The sequence below is a fragment of the Kitasatospora viridis genome (assembly GCF_007829815.1).
In the GTDB taxonomy this organism is placed as follows: domain Bacteria; phylum Actinomycetota; class Actinomycetes; order Streptomycetales; family Streptomycetaceae; genus Kitasatospora; species Kitasatospora viridis.
In genome coordinates, this window is sequence record NZ_VIWT01000001.1 from 5,171,520 (window position 1) to 5,193,574 (window position 22,055).

19 protein-coding genes are annotated in these 22,055 nt (G+C 74.8%); 11 read left to right on the plus strand and 8 right to left on the minus strand.

What is annotated here, in order from left to right; genetic code table 11:
• Nucleotides 1-7: 7 nt before the first annotated feature.
• Nucleotides 8-3,106 carry a SpoIIE family protein phosphatase gene (locus tag FHX73_RS23325; protein ID WP_145906866.1) on the minus strand — a complete coding sequence of 1,033 codons (3,099 nt, stop codon included), beginning with the start codon at nucleotides 3,104-3,106 and terminating at the stop codon, nucleotides 8-10.
• A gap of 152 nt (nucleotides 3,107-3,258) precedes the next feature.
• Between FHX73_RS23325 and FHX73_RS23330 the strand changes: the two genes are divergently transcribed.
• Together FHX73_RS23330 and FHX73_RS23335 are read left to right on the plus strand one after the other, a co-directional pair.
• Nucleotides 3,259-3,711 carry a universal stress protein gene (locus tag FHX73_RS23330; RefSeq protein ID WP_145906867.1) on the plus strand — a complete coding sequence of 151 codons (453 nt, stop codon included), beginning with the start codon at nucleotides 3,259-3,261 and terminating at the stop codon, nucleotides 3,709-3,711.
• Between the two features lie 96 nt (nucleotides 3,712-3,807).
• On the plus strand, nucleotides 3,808-4,839 hold the full coding sequence (locus tag FHX73_RS23335) for a hypothetical protein (protein ID WP_145906868.1): 1,032 nt from the start codon (nucleotides 3,808-3,810) through the stop codon (nucleotides 4,837-4,839).
• Nucleotides 4,840-4,843: 4 nt separating this feature from the next.
• Here the strand turns inward: FHX73_RS23335 and FHX73_RS23340 are convergent, their stop codons facing one another.
• Nucleotides 4,844-5,095, minus strand: a complete 252-nt coding sequence (locus tag FHX73_RS23340) for a hypothetical protein (protein ID WP_145906869.1) — start codon at nucleotides 5,093-5,095, stop codon at nucleotides 4,844-4,846.
• Nucleotides 5,096-5,316: 221 nt separating this feature from the next.
• Between FHX73_RS23340 and FHX73_RS23345 the strand changes: the two genes are divergently transcribed.
• The 3 genes from FHX73_RS23345 to FHX73_RS23355 all read left to right on the plus strand — a co-directional run bounded on the left by FHX73_RS23345 (nucleotide 5,317) and on the right by FHX73_RS23355 (nucleotide 7,596).
• The gene (locus tag FHX73_RS23345) at nucleotides 5,317-5,736 is read left to right on the plus strand and encodes a helix-turn-helix domain-containing protein (protein WP_145906870.1); all 420 of its coding nucleotides are present in this window, start codon (nucleotides 5,317-5,319) and stop codon (nucleotides 5,734-5,736) included.
• Between the two features lie 89 nt (nucleotides 5,737-5,825).
• The gene (locus tag FHX73_RS23350) at nucleotides 5,826-6,371 is read left to right on the plus strand and encodes a ParH-like protein (RefSeq protein WP_211786242.1); all 546 of its coding nucleotides are present in this window, start codon (nucleotides 5,826-5,828) and stop codon (nucleotides 6,369-6,371) included.
• On the plus strand, nucleotides 6,364-7,596 hold the full coding sequence (locus FHX73_RS23355) for an MAB_1171c family putative transporter (protein ID WP_145906871.1): 1,233 nt from the start codon (nucleotides 6,364-6,366) through the stop codon (nucleotides 7,594-7,596). The genes FHX73_RS23350 and FHX73_RS23355 overlap by 8 nt, the downstream gene beginning before the upstream one ends.
• Nucleotides 7,597-7,613: 17 nt before the next feature.
• Here FHX73_RS23355 and FHX73_RS44875 read toward each other — a convergent pair whose 3' ends face one another.
• Nucleotides 7,614-8,027, minus strand: coding sequence for a hypothetical protein (locus FHX73_RS44875; RefSeq protein WP_170305008.1), 414 nt, complete (start codon nucleotides 8,025-8,027; stop codon nucleotides 7,614-7,616).
• Nucleotides 8,028-8,157: 130 nt separating this feature from the next.
• Here FHX73_RS44875 and FHX73_RS44880 point away from each other — a divergent pair, with 130 nt between their 5' ends.
• The 3 genes from FHX73_RS44880 (at nucleotide 8,158) to FHX73_RS23375 (ending at nucleotide 10,892) form a co-directional block, all read left to right on the plus strand.
• The gene (locus tag FHX73_RS44880; protein WP_170305009.1) at nucleotides 8,158-8,421 is read left to right on the plus strand and encodes a dsRBD fold-containing protein; all 264 of its coding nucleotides are present in this window, start codon (nucleotides 8,158-8,160) and stop codon (nucleotides 8,419-8,421) included.
• Between the two features lie 65 nt (nucleotides 8,422-8,486).
• Nucleotides 8,487-9,674, plus strand: coding sequence for an aminotransferase-like domain-containing protein (locus tag FHX73_RS23370; RefSeq protein WP_145906874.1), 1,188 nt, complete (start codon nucleotides 8,487-8,489; stop codon nucleotides 9,672-9,674).
• A 222-nt stretch (nucleotides 9,675-9,896) separates the two neighbouring features.
• Nucleotides 9,897-10,892, plus strand: coding sequence for a hypothetical protein (locus FHX73_RS23375; RefSeq protein ID WP_145906875.1), 996 nt, complete (start codon nucleotides 9,897-9,899; stop codon nucleotides 10,890-10,892).
• A gap of 25 nt (nucleotides 10,893-10,917) precedes the next feature.
• Here FHX73_RS23375 and FHX73_RS23380 read toward each other — a convergent pair whose 3' ends face one another.
• From FHX73_RS23380 to FHX73_RS23390, 3 genes are read right to left on the minus strand one after another with little or no spacing between them, the layout of a single operon-like run.
• The gene (locus FHX73_RS23380) at nucleotides 10,918-11,523 is read right to left on the minus strand and encodes a hypothetical protein (protein WP_145906876.1); all 606 of its coding nucleotides are present in this window, start codon (nucleotides 11,521-11,523) and stop codon (nucleotides 10,918-10,920) included.
• Nucleotides 11,524-11,548: 25 nt separating this feature from the next.
• Nucleotides 11,549-12,001, minus strand: coding sequence for a hypothetical protein (locus FHX73_RS23385; RefSeq protein ID WP_145906877.1), 453 nt, complete (start codon nucleotides 11,999-12,001; stop codon nucleotides 11,549-11,551).
• Nucleotides 11,998-13,947 (minus strand): alkaline phosphatase family protein, encoded by a 1,950-nt coding sequence (locus FHX73_RS23390; protein ID WP_211786243.1) that lies wholly within the window; start codon nucleotides 13,945-13,947, stop codon nucleotides 11,998-12,000. The genes FHX73_RS23385 and FHX73_RS23390 overlap by 4 nt, the downstream gene beginning before the upstream one ends.
• 201 nt (nucleotides 13,948-14,148) lie before the next feature.
• On the opposite strand from FHX73_RS23390, the gene FHX73_RS23395 reads away from it, so the two are divergent.
• From FHX73_RS23395 to FHX73_RS23405, 3 genes are read left to right on the plus strand one after another with little or no spacing between them, the layout of a single operon-like run.
• On the plus strand, nucleotides 14,149-16,320 hold the full coding sequence (locus FHX73_RS23395) for an alpha-N-acetylglucosaminidase (RefSeq protein ID WP_145906878.1): 2,172 nt from the start codon (nucleotides 14,149-14,151) through the stop codon (nucleotides 16,318-16,320).
• Entirely contained in the window at nucleotides 16,317-18,047 is a 1,731-nt protein-coding gene (locus FHX73_RS23400; RefSeq protein WP_425461414.1) for a sodium:solute symporter family protein, read from the plus strand. Before FHX73_RS23395 ends, FHX73_RS23400 begins: the two co-directional genes overlap by 4 nt.
• A 31-nt stretch (nucleotides 18,048-18,078) precedes the next feature.
• A complete protein-coding gene (locus FHX73_RS23405) occupies nucleotides 18,079-18,306 on the plus strand; it encodes a hypothetical protein (RefSeq protein WP_145906879.1) in 228 nt (75 codons plus the stop codon).
• Nucleotides 18,307-18,309: 3 nt separating this feature from the next.
• Here FHX73_RS23405 and FHX73_RS23410 read toward each other — a convergent pair whose 3' ends face one another.
• Both FHX73_RS23410 and htpG read right to left on the minus strand, forming a co-directional pair.
• Nucleotides 18,310-19,965 carry a DUF4132 domain-containing protein gene (locus FHX73_RS23410; RefSeq protein ID WP_145906880.1) on the minus strand — a complete coding sequence of 552 codons (1,656 nt, stop codon included), beginning with the start codon at nucleotides 19,963-19,965 and terminating at the stop codon, nucleotides 18,310-18,312.
• Nucleotides 19,966-19,986: 21 nt separating this feature from the next.
• Entirely contained in the window at nucleotides 19,987-21,897 is a 1,911-nt protein-coding gene (htpG, locus tag FHX73_RS23415; protein WP_145906881.1) for a molecular chaperone HtpG, read from the minus strand.
• Nucleotides 21,898-22,055: the final 158 nt, after the last annotated feature.

Below are 22,055 nucleotides of genomic sequence, written 5' to 3' on the forward strand. Positions count from 1 at the left end.
CGGTCGGTCAGGCCGGGCTGCCGGGCGGCAGCTCCAGCTCGAACCAGACCACCTTGCCCTCCTTGGTGCCCCGGCTGCCCCAGCGGTGCGCCAGCTCGTTCACCAGGTGCATGCCGCGCCCGCCCTCGTCGTCCTCCAGCGGCCGGCGCAGCTTGGGCGCCTGCCCGTCCACGTCGGAGACCTCGATGGTGAGCACCTGGTGGCGGAAGAGCCGCAGCTGGGTCGGGGCGCCGGCGTGCACCAGGGCGTTGGTGATCAGCTCGCTGGTCAGCAGCTCGGCCTGGTCGGCCAGCGCGTCCAGGCCCCAGCCGGCCAGCACCCGGCGGGTGAACCGCCGGGCGTGGCCGACCAGGGCCCGGTCGCCGCGCAGCGACAGGGTGGCGATCCGGTTCGGGCCGATCGGCTCGGCCCGGGCCATGATCACCGCGATGTCGTCCTCCCGGTCGCCGGTGACCAGCCGGTCCAGCACCGCGTCGCAGCTCTCCTCCAGCCCGCCGCGCTGCTCGGCCACGGTGCGCCGCAGCAGCTCCAGCCCTTCGTCCAGGTCGCGGTCCCGGCGCTCGATCAGGCCGTCGGTGCAGAGCACCAGCAGGCCGTTCGGCGGCAGTGCGAAGTCCACGCTCTCGAACGGCACCCCGCCCACCCCGAGCGGTGCGCCCGGCGGCAGCTCCAGCACCTGCGGCTCGCCGTCCGGGCCGGTCAGCAGCGGCGGCACGTGGCCGGCGCAGGCGGCGGTGCCGACCAGGTCCACCGGGTCCAGCACCACGCACACGCAGGTGGCGTACTGCCCGTGGCCGGTGCCCTCGTTGACGGTGGCGGCCGCCTCGTCCAGCCGGCGCAGCACCCGGGCCGGATCCATGTCCAGGGTGATCAGGGTGCGCGCCACGGTGCGCAGCTGACCCATCGTCGCCGCGGCCCGCAGGCCGTGCCCGGTGACGTCGCCGACCACCAGCGCGACCCGCCCGCAGGGCAGCGGCACCACGTCGAACCAGTCGCCGCCGACCTCGCTGAGCTGACTGGCCGGCAGGTAGCGGTGGGCGATCTGCAGGCCGGGGGAGTCGGGCACCCGCTGCGGCAGCAGGCTGCGCTGCAGGGTCAGCGCGGTGTCCCGCTCGCGGCGGTAGAGCCGGGCGTTGTCGATCGCCACCGCGGCCCGCGCGGCCAGCTCCTCGGCGAGCGCCACGTCGGCCTCGGTGAACGGCTCCGGGTTGTGCATCCGCATGAACTCGGCGCCGCCGAGCACCCGGCCGCGGGCCAGCAGCGGCACCATCAGGTAGGAGTGGATGCCGGAGTCCAGGGCCGGCTGGATCCGGTCGGGGGAGGCCACGATGGTGGCCAGGTTCTCCTCGTCCACCTCGGCGACCAGGATCGACCGGCCGGTGCGCAGGCTCTGCGCGTACAGCGCGGCCGACTGGGAGCTGCCGCCCACCGGGTCGGCGGCGCCGGTCAGCACCCCGCCCGCGTCCACCTCGCCGACCGCCACCGCGCGCATCGTCACGGTGCCCGACGGCGGCACCACGGCGCCCTCCGCGCCGATCAGCACGGCCTCCAGCAGGTCGACGGTGACGAAGTCGGCGAACCGGCCGAGCACCACCTCGACCAGTTCCTCGGCGGTGCGCGGCAGGTCCAGGGTGGTGCCGATCCGGGAGGATGCCTCGTTCAGCAGGGCCAGCCGGTCGGTCGCCTCGCGGGCCTGCACCAGGGCCTGGCGGCGGGCCTCGGCGGCCCGCCGCTCCAGGGTGTAGAGCCGGGCGTTGTCGATCGCCACGGCGGCCCGGGAGGTCAGCTCGTCGCCGAGGGTGATGTCCGCCTCGGCGAAGGACTCGCGCTCGCCGCGCCGCGAGTAGACCACCATGCCGAGCACCGTGCCGCGGGCCACCAGCGGGGTGATCCGCACCGATCGGGACCGCCGGCCGAGGAAGCTGCGCAGCTGAACGCTGGTCAGCGCCCCGGTCAGCGGCGGCAGTTCCCAGGACGGCACGACCACGGTCCGCGCGCCGGTCATCGCCCGGGCGTAGGCGGAGCCGGGCGGCACCTCGTAGACGCCGTCGATCGGCAGGCGGTCGAGCGGGTAGCCGGGGTCGGCGGCGGCCAGCGCCAACCGGCGCACCCGCAGCGGGGCGTGGCTGCCGGTGGCGGCCGAGTCGGCCGAGCCGACCAGCGGGTCCAGCGCGAAGACGCCGCTCAGGTCGGCCACCCGGGGCACCATCGCCTCGGCCAGCTCCCGGGCGGTGGTGTGCAGGTCCAGGGTGGTGCCGATGGAGGCGGTGGCGTCCACCAGCAGGGCCAGCCGGTCCTGCGCCCGGGCGGCCCGGAACTCGGCGAGGTAGTGGTCGGTGACGTCGACGATGGTCGAGCAGACGCCGTGGACCTGCCCGGGCGGGTCCTCCAGCCGGAAGTAGGAGGCCGACCAGGCGTGGTCGTGGTGCGGGTCGCCGGGGGTGCGGCCGTGCGAGCGGGCGTCCAGCACCGGCTCGCCGGTGATCAGCACCTGCCGCATCACGGCCTCGATCTCGGCGCCGTTGATGCCGGGCAGCACCTCGGAGATCCGCCGGCCCACGTGCTCGGCCACCGTCATGCCGTTGACCTGGGCCAGCGCCTGGTTGAGCCGGACGAACCTGAGCTGCTCGTCGTAGACCGCCATGCCGACCGGGGACTGGGTGAAGAAGCCGTCCAGCACCGCCAGGTCGGCCTGGATCCGGCGCAGCGAGGTCACGTCGGAGGCCACCGCGAGCACCAGCGGCTCGCCGTCCGGGCCGGTCACCGGGTGGGTGCGGAACTCCAGGTTGACCAGGTGGCCGGAGCGGTGCCGGACCGGGAAGACGCCGGACCAGGACCGGCCGGACAGGATCCGCTCGAACAGCTCCAGCACCTGCGGGCGCTGGTCCTCGGTGGCCAGCAGCACGGCGGCGGGGGTGCCGATCGCCTCCTCGGCGGTGTGGCCGAGGAGTTCCGCGGCGTCGTCGCTCCAGTGCAGGATGCGGCCGTCGCGGCGCAGCAGCGCGGTGGCGATCGGCACGATCAGCGGGGGCTCGGAGCGGCCGTCAGCGCCGTCCGCCGCACCGCGGCGGGCGGCGCCACCGCTCTCCTGTCCGACTGCGTCCATGGCCGCCGACCGTTCGAAGGGGGTTCCCGCTCAGGCATCCCCCATTTTCCCACCGTGTCAGCAGCCCCACCGTGCCAGCAGCCCCACCGTGTCGGCAGCCCCGCCGTGTCGGCGGGCCGGCCGGCCGGGGCGGGCGGGACATACTGACCGTCATGGAGACCGGGGAGCAGTTCGAACTGGGGACGGACGGGCCGACCACGCTGCTGGTCGCGGTGGACGGTTCGGTGACCTCGCTGCGGGCCGCCGCCTACGCGGCCGGGCTGGCCAGGCGCCAGGGCAGCCGGTTGGTCGCGGTGTACGTGCAGACGGTCGGCGCGCTGGCCGGCACCAGCGCGTACGCGGCGCAGGCGCTGCGCGAGGGGGCCGAGGAGACGGCGGCGGAGCTGCGCGGGCTGGTCGAGCAGGCGGCCCGGGACCGCGGGGTGCGGGCGGGCTTCGTGAGCCGCACCGGCGATCCGTTCACCGAGATCGCGGCGCTGGCCGACGAGGTGCGGGCGGACGGGGTGTTGGTGGGCTGCTCGGAGAAGCTCGGGCACCGGCTGCTGGGCTCGCTGGCGGTGCGGCTGGTGCGGGCCGGGCGGTGGCCGGTGACGGTGGTGCCGTAGCCGAGGCGGGTCCGGGGGAATGCGCGGCGCGGGGTTTCGGTTGTATAGTGCATCTGTATCAGTTGTAGATTGCACCTAGATTGGCCAAGTGCGTCCATGAACAACACCACCAGGCACACCCTCACCCACCTCGCCCTCCACCTGCTCACCCCGCTGCTGATGTGCCTGGGCATGGCGCTCGCCTACCAGGGCGCCTTCCACCAGCCGACCCCGCACCACCTCAAGGTGGCCGTGGTCGGCGAGGGGCCGCAGGTCCGCGCGCTCGCCGACGGGATCCAGGGCAGGGCGGGCAGCGCGCTCGACGTCTCGGTGGTCGCCGACCGGGCCGCCGCCGCCCACCAGGTCGAGCAGCGCTCGCTGGTCGGCGCCTTCGTGCCCGACCCGCGCAGCCCCGAACTGCTGGTCGCCACCGCCAGTTCGGCCACCTCGGCGACCGCCGCCGAGCAGGCCTTCGGCCAGGTCGCGGCCGCCCAGGGCGTGCCGCTGCACACCACCGACCTGATCCCGACCGCGCCCGGCGACCCGACCGGCCAGGGCCTCTTCTTCCTGCTGGTGGCGCTGAGCATCGGCTCCTACGGCAGCGTGGCGGTGATCGGCGCGGCCGGCGCGGCGCTGTCGATGCGGCTGCGGGCGCTGGTCGGGCTGGCCGTCTCGCTGGTGGTCAGCACGATCGGGATCGTCACGGCCGGGCCGGTCTTCCACGTGGTGGACCACGACCTGGCGGCGGTCTGGGCGCTCGGCTGGCTCTACTCGGCCGGCGTCGTGCTGGTCGGGATCGGCCTGCACAGCTTCCTCAAGCGGTGGACCACGCTGACCACCATGGTGCTGTTCGTGATGCTCAACTTCACCAGCTCCGGCGGCATCTTCCGCCCCGAGCTGCAGCCGGCGCCGTTCGGCCTGCTGCACCGGTTCTACGACGGGGCCGGCTTCGTCGAGGGCACCCGGTCGATCCTCTACTTCGACGGCGGCGCGGGCCTGGCCGGCCGGGTGGTCTCGCTGGTGCTCTGGCTGGCCGCGGGCGCGCTGCTGGCGGTGGCCGGGGCCTGGTACGAGCGGCGCGCGGCGGGCGCGGTCGAGAGCCCGGCGGCGCGGGAGGAGGAGCTCGCGGAGGCGGCGGTCGCCGGCTGAGCGCTCAGGCGGTGCCGGGCAGCGGCAGCAGGTGGCGCTCGGCCAGGTGCCCCACCCAGTGCCGGTGGCACTGCGGACAGGGCGGCGCCCCGGCCGTCTCGTACGGGGAGGCGGTCGGGATGCCGGACCGGGAGAAGCTCTCCCAGTCGGCGCCGTCCTCGTCCCGGTAGTGCAGGACGTCGTAGTCTGCGGCCCACTGGTTCCAGCAGTGCCCGCAGGTGAACGCGACGTGTTCCACGGCCAGTTCGGTGATCATGCCGGTGCTCCCCGGATCAGGCCGCGGGCCGGTCGGGGCGGCGGCGCCCAACATCCGATACCGCCATCCAACTCCGATCCCCGGCCCCGGGCAAGGGCGGCACGGTGCGGGTGCGGACGAAGGACACTGACAGCGAGTCACCGGCTGAACTAGGATGAACGGCAACGAATGCTGCGTCCGCGCGTGCTGGAGTGGTACGGGGGCGGTCCTGGAGGTGTGGGATGTCGGAAGCGGAGGCCACGACGCTGGCCGAGAAGATCGATGGCCTGTTCCGGGTCGTCCGCCGGCCCAACCGTGAGCAGTACAGCCACGAGGAGGTCGCCAAGGCCTGCCGCGAGGCCACCGGGGAGAGTTTCTCAGCCACCTACCTCTGGCAGTTGCGCACCGGTCGGCGGGACAATCCGACCAAGCGCCACCTGGAGGCGCTCGCGCAGTTCTTCCAGGTCCCGGTCGCCTACTTCTTCGACGACGAGCAGGGTGCGGCGATCGCCCAGGAGTTGGAGCTGCTCGGCGCGCTGCGTGACGCGGGGGTGCGCAGCGTGGCCCTGCGAGCGGTCAACCTCTCGCCCGAGGGGGTGGGTACGATCAGCGATCTGATCGACGTGATCGCCCGCCGCGAGGGCTCGGCAGGGGGCAAGTAGCCGCGGCGGGACACCGGCGCACGGCGCCGGTGGTGGAACGGACGGTCGCGCCCGCCGGGCAGGGCGGGCCGGCCGAGGGGAGGACATCGGTGCGGAGTTGGAAGGGGCTGGGCCGGCAGCGGCGGCAACTCTGGCAGCGCTGCCAACGGCGGGTGGACGAACTGGAGTTGCCCGACCCGTTCGACGTCACCGGGTTCATCCGGCTGCTCGCCGCGCGGCGCGGCCGGCCGATCGAACTGATCCCGGTGACGGCCCGCCCGCAGTTGCCCTGCGGTCTGCTGGTCACCACCGACCGGGCCGACTGCATCCTCTACCTGGCCGACACCACCCCGCTGCACCAGCAGCACATCCTGCTGCACGAGGCCGCCCACCTGCTCTGCGGGCACCACGAGGACCCGGGCACCCGGTTGTCGGCGGCCGAGGCGCTGCTGCCCAACCTCTCCGGCGCGCTGGTCCAACGGGTGCTGGGGCGCACGGTGTACGCGGAGCCGCAGGAGCAGGAGGCCGAACTGGTCGCCTCGATGATCCTGCACCGGGTGCAGTCCAAGGGCCCGGTCGGCCTGGTGACGGACAGTCAGCTCTCCTGGGTCGACTCGGTGTTCGGCACGCCGGGGCGGGGCGGCGGCCGTGGTTGAGCTGGGCCCGGCCGACCTGGAGGCCTACCTCTCCGCCACCCTCTTCCTGCTCTTCGCGGCGCAGCGGATGCACGCCGCGCGCGCCCACCCCGACGACCAGGCGCAGCGCTACGCGATCGGCTTCGCGCTCTGCATGGGCGCGGCCCTGGTGGCGCTGGCACCCGCCACGGTCGCCGCGATCAGCCGGGCCGGCGCCGGCCCGCCGGACTCGGTGAAGGTGTTCGGCGACGACCTGAAGACCCTGGCGGTCAGCCTGCTGGTGCTGCTGGCCCTCGGACTGCGGGCCCGCAGCGAGCCCGAGGCCCGGCCCCGGCTGCGCCGGTGGATCCGGCGCTGGCTGGCCGCCGCGCTGGCCGTGCCGGCGCTGATGGCGCTCTGCATGCGCGGGGCGGGCCTCGCGATGCGGGGCGACGCGCTGGTGGTGCACGGCACCGGGCGCTGGCTGCTGGCCTGCTACGACGTGCTCTTCATGGGCTACCCGGTCTGCTGCCTGGTGGTGCTGGGCGCCGTGCTGACCCGGCAGGCCCGGCTGGTCGAGGCCGGGCTGCTGCGCACCGGGCTGCGGCTGATGACCGCCGCGGTCGGGGTCGGCGTGGTGTGGAGCCTGTGGACGCTGGACGACGTGGCGGACGTGCTGATCCGGGGCAGCCAGGGCGTCGGCGAGGACACCCCGTCCAACGTGCTGGGCGTCCTGTGCGCCTCGTTCGCGGTGGGCGGCGCGACCGTCACGGTGTGGGGCGCCACCCGCTGGGGTGCCAGGATCACCGCGCCGCTGCGCTGGCTGCGGGCCCGCCGCCGCTACCGGGCGCTCGGGCCGCTCTGGTCCGCGCTGCACACCGCGGTCCCCGGCATCGCGCTGGCCCCGCGGCCGAACCGGCGGCCGCCGCTGCGCGCGGCCGAGTTCGCGCTCTACCGGCGGATCATCGAGATCCGCGACGGCCAGCTCGCGCTGCGGCCGCACCTGCCGGCCGAGCTGCCCGAGTGGATCACCGCCGCCGCGGGGGAGGGCGATCCGCACGGCGCGGTGCTGGAGGCGGCCGCGCTGGCCGCCGCGCTGGAGTCCCGCCGCTGCGGCCGGCGCGCCGCCGAGTGCCAGGAGTGGGCGCCGCAGGAACTCGCGGGCACGGTGGACGCGGAGGCCACCTGGCTGCTCCAGGTGGCCGCGGCGTTCACGGGCTCGCGGCTGGTGGCCGACGTCCGCCGCGCCGCCGCCGGGCCCGGCTGACGGTCGGCGGGCGCGTCCTACCGGGGCAGGTCCGGGGCGTCCGGCAGGTCGGGGCCGTCCGGCAGCGCCGGCGGCCCGGGCAGCCGCGGCGGCGCGGGCAGACGTGCGGGCCCGCGCAGCTCGACGTCGGGCAGCTGCGGGGCGTCCGGCAGCTGCCCCGGCTCGGGCAGGTGCGGGATGTCGGGGAGGTGGTGGAGTTCGGGCAGGTGCGGGATGTCCGGCAGGTGGTGGAGTTCGGGCAGGTGCGGGATGTCCGGCAGGTGGTGCAGCTCGGGCAACTGCGGGGCGTCCGGGAGGTCGTACGGCTCGGGCAGGTGCGGGGCGTCCGGCAGGTGGCCGGGCTCGGGCAGCTGCGGGAGGTCGGGCAGGTCGTCGGTGCGCGGCAGCTCGGGCGGCTCCGGGAGCTCCGGCGGCTCGGGCAGGATCGGCATCGCGGGGCCTCCTGTGGCGGGTGGACGCTGCGTCACATCGTGCTCGGCCCAGTGTCGTTGGGCAAGGCCGGGGCGGCGCTTGCAGCCCGGGCGCGCCGGAGTGACGCTGGTGGGGACGAGGAGGTCCACCATGCACAACCAATGGGATGTCGAGCTGAGCTTCGAGGCAGACGGTGTGAACACCGTCTGTGACGCCCGGCTGGTCGGAACCCGGGCCCCGCAGCTGCAGGGCCACGGCGAGGCGGTCCGCAGCACCGAGGACCGGCCGCTGGCCCGGATCGGCGAGGAGGTGGCCGCCTGGCGGGCGCTGGACGACCTGTCGCGCCGGCTGCGCGCCCAGTCGGCGGGGGAGATCCAGGACGAGGGCCACCGCCCGGCCTACCTCGTCTACTGACGGGCCGCTGACCGCACTGTGAGCGGGCCCGACGGCGGTTGATCGTTTCTGCCAGGCTGCCCGGCATGACGAGTCGAGCCGATGCCCCAGCCCTGGCCGCCCGCGCCGCCGCCGTCGGTGCCTCCGCGGTGCGCGAGATCCTCGCGCTGACCGCCCGTCCGGAGGTGATCTCCTTCGCCGGCGGCCTGCCCGCCCCCGAGTTGTTCGACGCCGAGGGCCTGCGGGCCGCCTTCGACCGGGTGCTCGCCGAGCGCCCGCACCAGGTGCTGCAGTACTCCACCACCGAGGGCGACCCGCAGCTGCGGGCCGCCGTCGCCGCCCGGTACACCGCGCGCGGCCTGGCCACCGAGCCCGACGACCTGCTGGTCACCAGCGGCTCGCAGCAGGGCCTCGGGCTGCTCGCCACCGCGCTGCTGGAGCCCGGTGACACCGTGCTGGTCGAGGACCCCAGCTACCTGGCCGCCCTGCAGTGCTTCGCGCTGGCCGGCGCCCGGGTGCTGCCGGTGCCGACCGACGAGCACGGGGTGGACCCGGCGGCGCTGGTCGAGCTGGTCCGCGCCGAGCGGCCCAAACTGCTCTACCTGGTGCCGAACTTCCAGAACCCGACCGGCCGCACGATGCCCGCCGAGCGCCGCCGCGCCGTCGTCGAGGTCGCCGAGCGGGAGGGCCTCTGGGTGGTCGAGGACGACCCGTACGGCGAGCTGCGGTACGAGGGCGAGGCGCAGCCCTGGCTCTGCGGGCTGCCCGGGGCGGCCGACCGCACGGTGCTGCTCGGCAGCTTCTCCAAGGTGCTGGCGCCCGGTCTGCGGCTCGGCTGGCTGCGCGCCCCGGCGGCGCTGCTGCGGGCCTGCGTGATCGCCAAGCAGGCCACCGACCTGCACACCTCGACGGTCGACCAGGCCGCCGCCGCCCGCTACCTCGCCGACCACGACCTGGACGCGCACCTGGCCACCGTGACCGCCGCCTACCGGGAGCGCCGGGACGCGCTGCTGGCCGGCCTGCCCGCCGCGCTGCCCGCCGGCAGCGCCTGGAACCGGCCCACCGGCGGGATGTTCCTGTGGGTGCGGCTGCCCGAGGGCCACGACGCGACCGAGTGCCTGCGCCGGGCCGTCACCCTGGACGTCGCCTTCGTCCCCGGGGCCCCGTTCTACGCCGGCCGCGCCGATCCGGCGACCCTGCGGATGTCCTTCGTCACCCACACCCCGGCCGAGATCGGCGAGGGGCTGGGCCGGCTGGCCAAGGCGCTGGGCTGAGGCACTCCCGCTGACTCGGCGTCAGATCCAGCTGGTGTCACGGCAGATGTACGAGGGCATGGCGAACCTCCTCCGGAGGGGGCGGGGACGGTGTGGGGGCGGCCGCACGGCGTGGGGGCCGAAGGTCCAGTCCACCCCGGCAGGGCGCGGCTGGTCCAGCGGGGTCCGCTGGCATTAGCGTGCATGGCAGGTTCAGGAGGGGGTCGCAAACAGGGGTGAGTGGTGCAGAACGGGACGGAGTTCGACGAACTGCCGGAGCTGGACGAGGCGGCGCTGCGCCTGTTCGAGCAGGTGCTGGCCGCCGGCGCTCTGGAACGCGGCCCGGACACCGACGGGGACCCGGCGGTGCGGGCGCTGCTCGCCCTGCGGCTGCTCCGACCGGCACCCGACCGGCCCGGGCTGCTGGTGCCGGCCAGTCCCGAGGCGGCCGCCGCCGAGGCGCTGGGCCCGCTGGAGGCGCGGATCGCGGCGGCCGGCGAGCGCGCCCAGGCCACCCGTGAGCAGCTCCGGGCGCTGCTGCCCAAGTACCGGGCCGCGCTGCGCGAGCGCGACCGGCAGGCGGAGGGCGAGCGGTTGCCCGACCTGCCGACCGTCTCGGCGATGCTCGGCGAGCAGGCGGCGCGCTGCCAGCGGGAGGTGTTCGCGATCCAGCCGGGCGGCGGCCGCAAGCCGGTCCGGCTGGCCGAGTCGGTGGAGCGCGACCTGGCGCTGCTTCGCCGGGGCATCCGGATGCGCACCCTCTACCAGCACTCGGCGCGCGGCAGCCTGGCCACCCAGGGCTACGTCGAGACCCTCACGGCGGCGGGCGCCGAGTACCGCACCGCCGCCGAACTGCCGGACCGCGCCGTGGTCTTCGACCGCTCGGTGGCCTTCCTGCCGACCCGCAGCGAGGGCGGCGACGGCAACGGCGCGGTGCTGGTCCGCGACCCGGACATCGTCGGCTACCTGTGCCGGGTGTTCGACCAGCTGTGGGCCACCGCCGCGCCGTTCACCGGCACCAGCGACGCCGCCTACCGCGAGGTGGGCGACGACCTGCGCCGCGCGCTGCTCGGCATGCTCGCCGAGGGCGACAAGGACGAGGTGATCGCCCGCCGGCTGGGCGTCTCGCTGCGCACCTGCCGCCGCCACATCGCGGACGCGCTGCTCGCCCTGGGGGCGGAGAGCCGGTTCCAGGGCGGGGTGTTCGCCGAGCGGGCGGGGTTCACCGCGCCGCAGTGACCCCCACTGCTGGTGGCCGCCGGTGTCAGTGCCCGCCGCGCGGGCGCCGGCAGTGCGTCGAGTCGGAGTAGCCGGCGTACGGCACCGCCTCGCTCAGCAGCGGCGTCAGCCGGCCGTCCAGGCAGACCGGCGAGTGGTCGATGGTGAAGGCCAGGTCGTCCGCCGTGCCCGAGGTCAGCTGGAGCTGGTCGGGGGAGTAGCCCAGGGAGCCGAGCTGCGCGCGCAGGTCGTCCGCGGTGGTCCGGTGCGACTGCCGCAGCCGCTCCAGCGCCGCCTTCAGGGCCGCCGCCTCGGCCAGCCCCTGGCAGCGCTGCGGCCCGGTCAGCGGGAGCTGCTCCTGGAAGCGGTGGTTGTCCTGGTAGTTCGGCACCTCCGCGCCGGCGGCGGGCGCCTCCGGGGAGGGCGGCAGGATCGGCTCACCGTCCTCGTCCGTCGCGGTCGGGCTCGGCGGCGGGGGCGGCGGGGGAGGGGGCGTCTCGCCGGGGCACAGCGAGGCGGACGCGGCGGGCGACGGCGACGCGGGTGCCGAGTACCCGGGTGCCGCCCCGGGGTGGCCCGGCCGCTGCTGCCCGCAGGCGGTCAGGGCGAGCAGCGCGGTCAGGAGCGCGGCGGCGGTGCGGATGCGGGGCATGCGCACCATCCTGCCTGAGGGCCCGTCACGGCTTCGAGGTGACCCCGTGGGTCTGCGAGCTGGAGTCGACGAAGAGCGTGCCGAGCGCGGCCACCGCGGCGATCAGCGCCGGCAGCGCGCCGACGTTGGCCGGGTGCAGGAACACCTGGAGGCCCGCCAGTACGGCGGTGACGCCGGTGGCCAGCACCATCAGCGCCCAGAGCCGGGTGGAGGCCTGCTTCTCCGGGTTGGTGACCAGGCCGAGCAGGGCGGAGATCAGCGCGGGCAGGTAGGAGCTGAGGCTGGCCAGCTTGGTGCTGCGGTCCATCGCGTAGTAGACCAGGAAGACCAGCAGTAGCCCGTAGGCGATCACCAGCAGCAGCGAGGCCAAGGTGCGCTGCCGGTCGGAGTCCGACGCACCACCGGTCTTCGGGGCCGTGGGTGGCGGTCCGTCAGGTGGCTTCGCCTGGACTGCCGGCGGCTCCGGGGTCGTGCTCATCGGGTCTCCTCCCCGCTCGGCGCCCCCGCCGGGCGCACCCCGCGCCCGGCCAGCTTCGCGCGCACCTCGGCCAGGTAGCCGCCGGCCTCGCCGACCGTGCCGATCGCCCCGACCCGCTGCCGGATCCGCTCGCGCTGCTCGGGCTCCAGCCGGGTGTGCAGGATCGCGGCGGTCTGCAGGAAGCCGCGCGCGGTCGGGCCGAGCGGCTGCTCCGGGTCGGCGGGCTCCGGCGGCCCCTCGGTGGGCACGAAGCCCGAGTCGGCCGGCTGCGGCAGGGTGCGCGGGGAGCGGCGCGGCGCGGGCGCGCTGAGCAGGTGGGCGAAGTGGTTGGCGTGCCGGTCCCGCTGGGTGAGCGGGTCGAGGCCGAAGAGCTGCTGCACGGTGGCGAGCAGCGAGCCGTGGTCGTACTGGGTGTGGTCCACCAGGTTGCAGGTCTGTCCGGGCGTGCCGGAGCGCAGGTCCGGCACCCAGGGCGAGACCACCACGGCCGGCACCCGCACGCCCTGCCGGTCGAACCGGAAGCCGTGCGCGTTCTCGGCCGGGTCGGTCAGGTCGCCGGGCGGCACGGCGGTGGGCGGCGGCACGTGGTCGTAGAAGCCGCCGTGCTCGTCGTAGGTGACCACCAGCAGGCTGGACTCCCAGTGCGGGGACTGCCGGATCGCCTCGTAGACCTGCTTGATCAGGGCCTCGCCGCGGGTCACGTCGTCCAGCGGGTGCTGGCTGCTGCCGCCCTGGAAGTCGGCGCCGTGGGTGAGCACGTGGCCGTAGGCCGGTTCGACGAAGGTGTAGGCGGCGTCGTAGTGCGGGCGGCGCAGGTGGGCGGCCAGGTCGTCGACGTGGTGGTAGCGGGTGAGCAGGGTCGGCAGGTCCATCCCGGCCAGCGCGGAGACCTGCGGCAGCGCGTCGCCCGCGTAGACCCGCCAGGGCAGGCCCTTGGCGGAGAGCGCCTGGTAGATGGTGCCGTGCTCGAAGTGGTAGCCGTCCAGCTTGGAGCCGGCGGTGGCCAGCGGGCCCGGGCTGCGGTCCAGGCCGGCCGAGCTGGCCGCGTGCAGGAAGAACCGGTTCGGCCAGGTCGGGCCGGGCAGCGCCGAGAACCAGCGGTCGCAGAGCGCGAACTCGCGGGCCAGGGCGCTGAGCACCGGCACCTGGCGGTCGGTGAAGCAGGCCAGCACCGCGCCCAGGTCGGCCAGGCCCGCCGCGCTGCCCTTGACCGCGGCCTCGTTGGCGTAGTTCCGGACGAACCCGCCGAGCGTGATCGGCGGGTACTCCCCTGGGTAGGCGCAGCGGTCGTCGTGCGGGCGCCCGCTGATCGGGGTGCCGGCCAGCTGCAGCTGGACGTCGCAGAACTCGTGCGGCGGGTCGACCGGCATCACGAACGGGGCGCCCGCCCGCACCCGGTAGTCGGTGCCGGCGTGGGTGTTGAGCCCGAGGCCCGGGCCGTCCACGGTGGTCGCGGCGCCGGTCACCGGGTCGACCCCGACGCCCGGCAGCAGGGTGCCGTCCGGGGCGACGCTGCCGGTGGAGACGCCGAGCATGTGGTCGAACGAGCGGTTCTCCAGCACCAGCACGAAGACGTGCCGGATGGTCGGTCCGCCAGGTCCGCCAGGTCCGCCAGGTCCGCCCGGTGCGTTCGCCCCGCTGGTCCGGCGGCGCAGCGGGCGGCGCAGCCGGTCCGCCAGGGTGAGCCCCCAGTAGAGCAGCCAGCCGGCGCTGCGGCAGCCGCCCGCCGCCGTCCGGCAGGCCAGCGCCGCGAGCGCCGCGGGCGGCAGCCGCAGGGCGGGGCGGCCGGCCCGGCGCCAGGCGGCCAGCCGGGTGCGGGCGGCCCGGGTGCGGGCCACGCCGTCCTCGACCAGCCGGGCCCGCCACTCGTCGCGGCGGTCGAGCAGGGTGGGCCGGGGCCGGGGGCAGCAGGCCTCGGGCCCGGTGGCCCGCTCGCTCCGAGCCACGGCCCGTCCTCCCTGCCCGTCGTGCTGGTGCCGTTCGTGACGTGTCGTCAGCAACGGTGCGACGGGCGGCGGGCCGCGCCAAGCGGGCGCGCCGTCGGGGCCCCCGTTCGGCCCCGCGGCGCGCGCGCCTGGGCGGTGACGCGCCGTCAGGGGGCTACGGTGGGCCGCTCGTGGGCAGGGTCGGCAGTCTGGGGGTTCCCGGTGGTCGGTGGTCGGCTCGGCTTGGCCGGGTGCTGCGCGGTGCTGCTGGCGGCGCTCTGCCCGGGCGCGGCCCGGGCGTCGGAGGGCTTCGACCCGGCCCCGGCGGTGGCCGCGCTGGGCCGGCTGCTGCCCGCCGCGCAGGCCCGCCAGTTCACCCTGCTCCCCGGCGGGCCGGCACACGGCTACACGGTGACCGGCCCGGCCGGGGCGATCACCGTGCGGGCCGACGGGCCGGCCGACCTGCTGGCCGGCGCGGGCTGGTACCTGGAGCGGGTCGCGGGCGTGGACATCGGCCTGCCCGGCGACAGCCTGGCCGGCCTGCCCGCCGTGCTGCCCGCCGTGCCGGGCGGCGCCGCCACCCGCACCGCGACCGTGCCGCACCGGTACGCGCTCAACGACACCGACGCGGGCTACTCCGGGCCCTACCGCGACTTCGCCGCCTACCAGCACGAGATCGACGTGCTGGCGCTGCACGGCATCAACGAGGTCTACCTGACGGTCGGCGCCGAGTACCCCTACTACCAGGCGCTGAAGCAATTCGGCTACCGGGCCGAGGAGTTGCGTGCCTGGATCCCGGCGCCGGCCCACCAGCCGTGGTGGCTGCTGCAGAACCTGGCCGGCTTCGGCGGGCCGGTCAGCGAACAACTGCTCGACGCCCGGGCCGCGTTGGGCCGAAAGCTGGCCGGGCGGCTGCGCGAGCTGGGGATCACCCCGGTGCTGCCGGGCTACTTCGGCACGGTGCCGCCCGGCTTCGCCGAGCGCACCCCGGACGCGGTCACCGTCTCGCAGGGCGACTGGGTGCACTTCGACCGCCCCGACTGGCTGGACCCGACCTGCCCCGCCTTCGCCCGGCTCGCCGCCGCCTACTACCGCGCCCAGCGCGAGCAGTTCGGCGACAGCACGCTCTACAAGATGGACCCGATGCACGAGGGCGGCCGCTCCGGCGGGGTGGACGTGACGGCCGCCGCCCGCGCCGTCCAACAGGCCCTGGCGGCGGCCCACCCCGACGCGACCTGGGTGCTGCTCGGTTGGGAGGACAACCCGACCACCGCCGAACTGGCCGGTACCGACCCGGCCCACCTGCTGGTGCTGGACGGCGTCGCCGACCGGTACGACGGCCTGGACCGCGAACGCCAGTGGGGCGGCGCGCGGTGCGCCTTCGGCAGCATCCCCAACTTCGGCGGCCACACCGCGCTCGGCGCCAACACCGGCGTCTGGGCCGACCGGTTCGCCCGCTGGCGGGACCGGCCCGGCAGTGCGCTGGCCGGGCTGGCCTGGCTGCCGGAGGCCACCGGCAACAACCCGGCCGCCTTCGAGCTCTTCACCGAACTCGCCTGGCAGCCAGGAACGTTGGACCAGCAGGCGTGGTTCGCCGACTACGCCGACCGGCGCTACGGCCGGCCCGACCCGCACGCCCGGGCCGCCTGGGAGCTGCTGCGCCAGGGCCCGTACGGCACCGGCTCGGGCCGGTGGAGCGAGCCGCAGGACAGCGTGATCGCCGCCCGGCCCAGCCTGGAGGCCGGCTCGGCCGCCGCCTGGAGCCCGGCCGAGGCCCGCTACGACCCGGCCACCGTGCGCCGGGCGCTGACCGAACTGCTGCAAGTGGCACCCGAGTTGAGAGTGGCCGACGCCTACCGCTACGACCTGGTGGAGCTGGCCCGGCAGACCCTCGACGACCGGGCCCGGGCCCTGCTGCCCGCGATCGCCGCGGCCTACCGCGACCAGGACACCATCGAGTTCACCCGGCTGACGGACCAGTGGCGGCGCGGCGAATCGCTGCTGGAGCGGCTGCTGGCCACCGACCCGCGGTTCCTGCTCGGCCGCTGGACCGCCGCCGCCCGCGGCTGGGCCGCCGACCCGGCCGAGGCCGACCGGCTGGAGTACGACGCCCGCTCGCTGCTCACCACCTGGGGCGGGCGCGGCCCCAGCGAGCTCGGCCCGCTGCACGACTACGCCAACCGGGAGTGGTCCGGCCTGGTCGCCGACGTCTACGCGCCGCGCTGGGACGCCTACTTCCGCAGCCTGCAGACTGCCATGGCCACCGGCGCGGACCCCGCCCCGATCGACTGGTTCACCCCGGACGACGACTGGGCGCACCGCACCGGCGGCTACCCGACCAGCCCGACCGGTGATCCGGTCGCGCTCGCCACCGAGGTGGGGAACCTGCCGTGACCACGCTCCCCGGAACCCTGTCGGCCGGAACCCTGCCGGCCGGATCCCTGCTGGCCGCCGCGCTGCGGCTGGACGCCCAGCCCGTCGACTACCTGCTGCTGGCCCTGTACTTCGTGCTGGTGATCGGCATCGGCACGATGGCCCGCCGCTCCGTCTCCTCCAGCCTGGACTTCTTCCTCTCCGGCCGGGCACTGCCCGCCTGGGTGACCGGCCTGGCCTTCATCTCGGCCAACCTCGGCGCCGTGGAGATCTTCGGGATGACCGCCAACGGCGCCGAGTTCGGCATCCCGACCGTGCACTACTACTGGATCGGCGCGATCCCGGCCATGGTCTTCCTCGGCCTGGTGATGATGCCGTTCTACTACGGCTCCAAGGTGCGCAGCGTGCCCGAGTTCCTGCTGCGCCGCTACGGCCGGTTCGCCCACCTGGTCAACGGGCTGAGCTTCGCGCTGGCCCAGGTGCTGATCGCCGGGGTCAACCTGTACGCGCTGGCCACCGTGGTCAACGTGCTGCTGGGCTGGCCGCTGTGGACCTCGGTGCTGGCCGCCGCGGTGATCGTGCTGGCCTACACCACGCTCGGCGGCCTCTCGGCGGCGGTCTACAACGAGGTGATGCAGTTCTTCGTGATCGTCGCCATGCTGGTGCCGCTCACCCTGGTCGGCCTGCACCGGGTCGGCGGCTGGGACGGGCTGAAGCGGGCGATCACCACCGCCGACCCGGTCGGCGCCGCCGCCCAGCTGCACTCCTGGCCGGGCAGCAACCTGACCGGCATCGCCAACGCCACGCTCTCGGTGCTCGGCATCGTCTTCGGCCTCGGCTTCGTGCTCTCCTTCGGCTACTGGACCACCAACTTCGCCGAGGTGCAGCGCGCCCTGGCGGCCCGGGACATGTCGGCGGCCCGCCGCACCCCGCTGATCGGCGCCTACCCGAAGGCGCTGATCGTGCTGGTGATCGTGATCCCCGGGATGATCGCCGCCGTGCTCTCGCCGGAGCTGGCCGCCTACAAGGCGAGCGGCGGCAAGCTGGCCAACGGCGTCACCTACAACAACGCGATCGAGCTGCTGATCCGCGACCTGCTGCCCAGCGGCATGCTCGGGGTGGCGATCACCGGCCTGCTGGCCGCCTTCATGGCCGGCATGGCGGCCAACGTCAGCTCCTTCAACACCGTCTTCACCTACGACCTGTGGCAGGCGTACGTGGCGCCCGGCCGCCCGGACGGCTACTACCTGAGGGTGGGTCGGGTGGCGACGGTGGCCGGCTGCGCGATCGCGGTCGGCACCGCCTTCATCGCCAGTGACTACAACAACATCATGGACTACCTGCAGACCCTGTTCTCGTTCTTCAACGCCCCGCTCTTCGCCACCTTCCTGCTCGGCATGTTCTGGCGCCGGGCCAGCCCGATGGCCGGCGGCTGGGGTCTGCTGGCCGGCACGGCGGCGGCGCTGACCATCGACCAGCTCAACCGGCACCACGTGCTGCACATGTCCGGGCAGGGCCCGAGCTTCGTCGCGGCGAGCGCGGCCTTCCTGGTGGACATCGCGGTGAGCGTGCCGGTCTCGCTGCTCACCCGGCCCAAACCGGCGGCCGAACTGCGCGGCCTGGTCTGGTCGCTGACGCCGCGGGCGGAGCTGCGCGGGCCGGCCGCCGGCGGCTGGTACCGCTCGCCAGGGCTGCTGGCCGGCGGCGCGCTGGCGCTGGCCGTCGCACTGAGCGCCGTCTTCTGGTGACCGCTCACGATTCCGAAGGAGGGCCGCAGTCGTGCTGTTCGACCTGCGCTGGATCATCACCCTGCTGTTCGGCTGCTACGGCGCCGTGCTGAGCCTGCTCGGCGCCTTCGCCACCAGCGCCGCCGACCGGGCCAAGGCGGGCGGGGTGAACGTCAACCTCTGGGCCGGGCTGGCCATGCTGGTGTTCGCGGCGCTGATGGGCGGCTGGGCGCTGTGGCGGCCGCTGGAGCGGCCGGCACAGCGCGAGGACCGGTCCTGAGGATCAGACCTGCGCGACCGGCTGACGGACCTTCAGCCGCGTCAGGGTGGTCCGCCAGCGCAGCACCTTGGCCTCGTCCGCCGGCCCGGGCCGCCAGAGCCGGACCGGCGAGTCCGGCCGCAGCGGGTGCCGCTGCGCCTTCAGGCCGCGCAACTGCCAGGTGACCGCGTCCTGGCGCAGCACCGGCAGGCCGGTGACGGGGCCGGCGGGGGTGTCGGCCTGCCAGATCAGCGAGCGGCTGAGCAGCACCAGCGCCGGGTCGTCCAGCCACTTCGCCTGCCAGTCGGCGGCGGGCTGCGTGATGAGGTCGGCGGTGCCGGACAGCTGCTCCAGCACCTCGGCGCGCAACCGCCGGGCGGAGCGGTCCAGGGCGTCGCGCAACACGTCCAGTTCGCGCAGCCGGTGGTCGTACGGGCCGTTGTAGCGGAACGGGAAGGGCTGCACCACGCGGCCGCGCTGGTCGCGGAAGGCCAGCTGGACCGCCGGCTCATCGGGGCGGATGACCAGCTCGGCGGTGCCCTGCGTGCCCACCGGAGCGGATATCCGTCCGTGGTAGAGCCGTTGGCGGGCCGCGAGCAGCCGCTGCACCTGGCTGTGCGCGCCCTGGGCGGTCAGCGCGGCGGTCCCGGCCAGCTGGAAAGCGGCCGCGCCACGCGCCAACGGTTCCAGGGACTCGCCGAGTTGGAACTCCAGGGTGCGGGTCAGCTGCTCGACCGGTCCGGCGCCACCGATCACCCCCACCGCGTGCGCGACGCCGGTGAGCAGGCGATGGCTCGACTCCGCGGCGGGTTGGCCGATCAGCCCCAGGTGGGCCCGGCAGTCGGGGGCCCCGTGCCGCCCGGCAATTAGCAACAGGTCCAGCAACTCGGTGGTGCCTGGCGCCAGTTGCGCCAACTCCCGAACGCGCCCCCGCCAGCGGTCGGCGGGTTCGCCGTCGGGGCGGTCGGCCAGCAGCGCGAGCAGCCGCCCGCCGGCCGGCTCGTACACCCGCGCGCCGAGCAGGCAGCGCACGGCCACGGTGAAGCGGTCGCCGGCGGCCAACAGCGGATCCGGGTCGTGCTCGGTCACCAGCAGCGCGCGCACCTCGGCGGCGGCGCGCTCGTCACCGGTCCGAAGCGTTTCGTCCTCGGGGTCCCGGGCCGGGTGCTCCCTCCGGAGGCAGCTGTGCCAGGCGGCCACGACGGTGCGCAGGTAGGGCTGGAAGGCGTGCTGCTCGGCGGCGGGCAGCTCCCGCAGCGCGGTCATCGGCAGCAGCAGGCTCTCGGCGGCGTCGAGCCAGTCGCAACGCGGCCGGACCGGGTCGAGCCGGCTCAGCGCGTACGCGAAGAGCCGGTGCACCTGCGCCGGCTGCCAGCCGCCCGGCAGCGCGGCCAACGCGTGGGCGATGTAGGGCTCGTGGTCCCGGCAGCCGAGCCCACCACGCTCGCGCTGCAGCCGCAGTGCCACGTCGCGGCGCTGCCGCTCGGTCAGCCGGGCGGCCAGCCGGAGGCTGCGCGGCGCCTCCAGCTCGGCTCGCGGGTCGGACTCGATCCGGCGGCGGTACAGCTTCCGGTCGGCTCGTCTGGCCCGGGCGATCGCCCGGGCCAGACGAGCCGGCACCAGCGGGTCCGGCTCGTGCTCGCCGTTGGTGAACGGGAACTGGGGCTCGCGCCACCTCACGTCCGGACCCCCTCGTGGTCGTTACAGCGCGCCGGCCAGCCGGTCGGCCATCAGCCGGATGAACCGGGCCGGGTCCTCGGGCTGCCCGCCCTCGGCCAGCAGGGCCATGCCGTAGACCAGTTCGGCGGTCTCCGGCAGGGCCGGGTCGTCGGCCCGCTCGGTGTGCGCCCGGTTCAGGCCGGTGACCAGCGGGTGGCCCGGGTTGAGCTCCAGGATCCGCTTGGCGTGCGGCAGTTCCTGGCCCATCGCACGGTACATCGCCTCCAGCGCCGGGGTGGCGTCGTGGGTGTCGGAGACCACGCAGGCGGGGGAGACGGTGAGGCGGGTGGAGAGCCGCACCTCCTTGACCTGCTCGCCCAGCTGCTCGGTCATCCAGGTCAGCAGCCCGGCGAACTCCTGCTGGCGCTGCTCCTTCTGCTCCTCGCCCTGCTCGGCCTCGCCGGTGGCGTCCAGGTCGATCTCGCCCTTGGCGACCGAGCGCAGCTCCTTGCCCTCGAAGGCCGGCACGGCGTCCACCCAGACCTCGTCCACCGGGTCGGTGAGCAGCAGCACCTCGATGCCCTTGGCCCGGAAGGCCTCCAGGTGCGGGGAGTGCTCGATCGCCTGCCGGGACTCGCCGGTCAGGTAGTAGACGTGCTCCTGGCCCTCGGGCATCCGCTCCAGGTACTGCTTGAGCGTGGTCGGCTTCTCAGGGTCGTGGGTGGAGGCGAAGGAGGAGACGGCCAGGATGGTGTCCCGGTTCTCGGTGTCGCCGAGCAGGCCCTCCTTGAGCACCCGCCCGAACTCCCGCCAGAAGTCGGCGTACTTCTCCGGCGAGTTGGCCTGCAGCTCCTTGACCGTGGAGAGCACCTTCTTGGCCAGCCGACGGCGGATCAGCTGGATCTGCCGGTCCTGCTGGAGGATCTCCCGGGAGACGTTCAGCGAGAGGTCGGCCGCGTCCACCACGCCCTTGACGAACCGCAGGTAGGGCGGCATCAGGGCTTCGCAGTCGTCCATCACGAAGACCCGCTTCACGTACAGCTGGATCCCGCGCGTCGCGCCCTGGGTGTAGAGGTCGTGCGGCGCCCGGGCCGGCAGGAAGAGCAGCGCCTGGAACTCGAAGGTGCCCTCGGCCTGCAGCCGGATGGTCTCCAGCGGCGCCGTCCAGTCGTGGCTCAGGTGCCGGTAGAGCTCCTGGTACTCCTCCTCGGTGGCCTCGTCCTTGGAGCGCGCCCAGAGCGCCTTCATCGAGTTGAGGGTCTGCGGCTCGGCCGCCTCCTCGCCCTCCGCCGGAGCCGCGGCGGCCAGCCGGATCGGGTAGGTGATGAAGTCCGAGTAGCGCTTGACGATCTCGCGGATCTTCCATTCCGCGGTGTAGTCGTGCAGCTGGTCCTCGGTGTCGGCGGGGCGCAGCTTCAGGGTGACAGAGGTGCCCTGCGGCGCGTCCTCGACGTCCTCCAGGGTGTAGCTGCCCTCGCCGCTGGAGGCCCAGCGGGTGCCGGACTCCTCGCCCGCCTTGCGGGTGACCAGCACCACCTCGTCGGCCACCATGAAGCTGGAGTAGAAGCCGACGCCGAACTGGCCGATCAGGCCCTCGGCGGCCGTCGGGTCGCCGTCCTTGGCGCCCTGCAGCTCCTGGACGAACTTCGCGGTGCCGGAGTTGGCGATCGTCCCGATGAGCTGGATCACCTCGTCGTGGGTCATCCCGATGCCGTTGTCCCGCACGGTGAGGGTGCGGGCGTCGGGGTCGGCCGTCAGCTCGACGTGCAGGTCGGAGACGTCGGCGCCGGTCACCTCCCCGCGCAGCGCGGCCAGTCGCAGCTTGTCCAGCGCGTCGGAGGCGTTGGAGACCAGCTCGCGCAGGAACACGTCCTTGTTCGAATAGATCGAATGGATCACCATCTGCAGGAGCTGACGCGCTTCCACCTGGAACTCGAACGTCTCAGTCGCCATGCCCGGTCTTTCCTCCTCGGTTCGCACGCTGTGTGCCGACCCGAGCACTGTAGATCAACGAGGTGTCGGCCGGTGCGGCGGCAGTTGACGGGGCGTCCGGCGGCCGGGGACGCGGCGGGCCCGCCACCCCCGGGCGGGGACGGCGGGCCGGGGGTGCC

What these genes read in the sequence shown, in the direction of transcription:
- FHX73_RS23325 (WP_145906866.1), bottom strand. Translation starts at nt 3,106, where the DNA reads ATGGACGCAGTCGGACAGGAGAGCGGTGGCGCCGCCCGCCGCGGTGCG.
- FHX73_RS23330 (WP_145906867.1), top strand. Translation starts at nt 3,259, where the DNA reads ATGGAGACCGGGGAGCAGTTCGAACTGGGGACGGACGGGCCGACCACG.
- FHX73_RS23335 (WP_145906868.1), top strand. Translation starts at nt 3,808, where the DNA reads ATGAACAACACCACCAGGCACACCCTCACCCACCTCGCCCTCCACCTG.
- FHX73_RS23340 (WP_145906869.1), bottom strand. Translation starts at nt 5,095, where the DNA reads ATGATCACCGAACTGGCCGTGGAACACGTCGCGTTCACCTGCGGGCAC.
- FHX73_RS23345 (WP_145906870.1), top strand. Translation starts at nt 5,317, where the DNA reads ATGTCGGAAGCGGAGGCCACGACGCTGGCCGAGAAGATCGATGGCCTG.
- FHX73_RS44875 (WP_170305008.1), bottom strand. Translation starts at nt 8,027, where the DNA reads ATGCCGATCCTGCCCGAGCCGCCGGAGCTCCCGGAGCCGCCCGAGCTG.
- FHX73_RS44880 (WP_170305009.1), top strand. Translation starts at nt 8,158, where the DNA reads ATGCACAACCAATGGGATGTCGAGCTGAGCTTCGAGGCAGACGGTGTG.
- FHX73_RS23370 (WP_145906874.1), top strand. Translation starts at nt 8,487, where the DNA reads ATGACGAGTCGAGCCGATGCCCCAGCCCTGGCCGCCCGCGCCGCCGCC.
- FHX73_RS23380 (WP_145906876.1), bottom strand. Translation starts at nt 11,523, where the DNA reads ATGCCCCGCATCCGCACCGCCGCCGCGCTCCTGACCGCGCTGCTCGCC.
- FHX73_RS23385 (WP_145906877.1), bottom strand. Translation starts at nt 12,001, where the DNA reads ATGAGCACGACCCCGGAGCCGCCGGCAGTCCAGGCGAAGCCACCTGAC.
- htpG (WP_145906881.1), bottom strand. Translation starts at nt 21,897, where the DNA reads ATGGCGACTGAGACGTTCGAGTTCCAGGTGGAAGCGCGTCAGCTCCTG.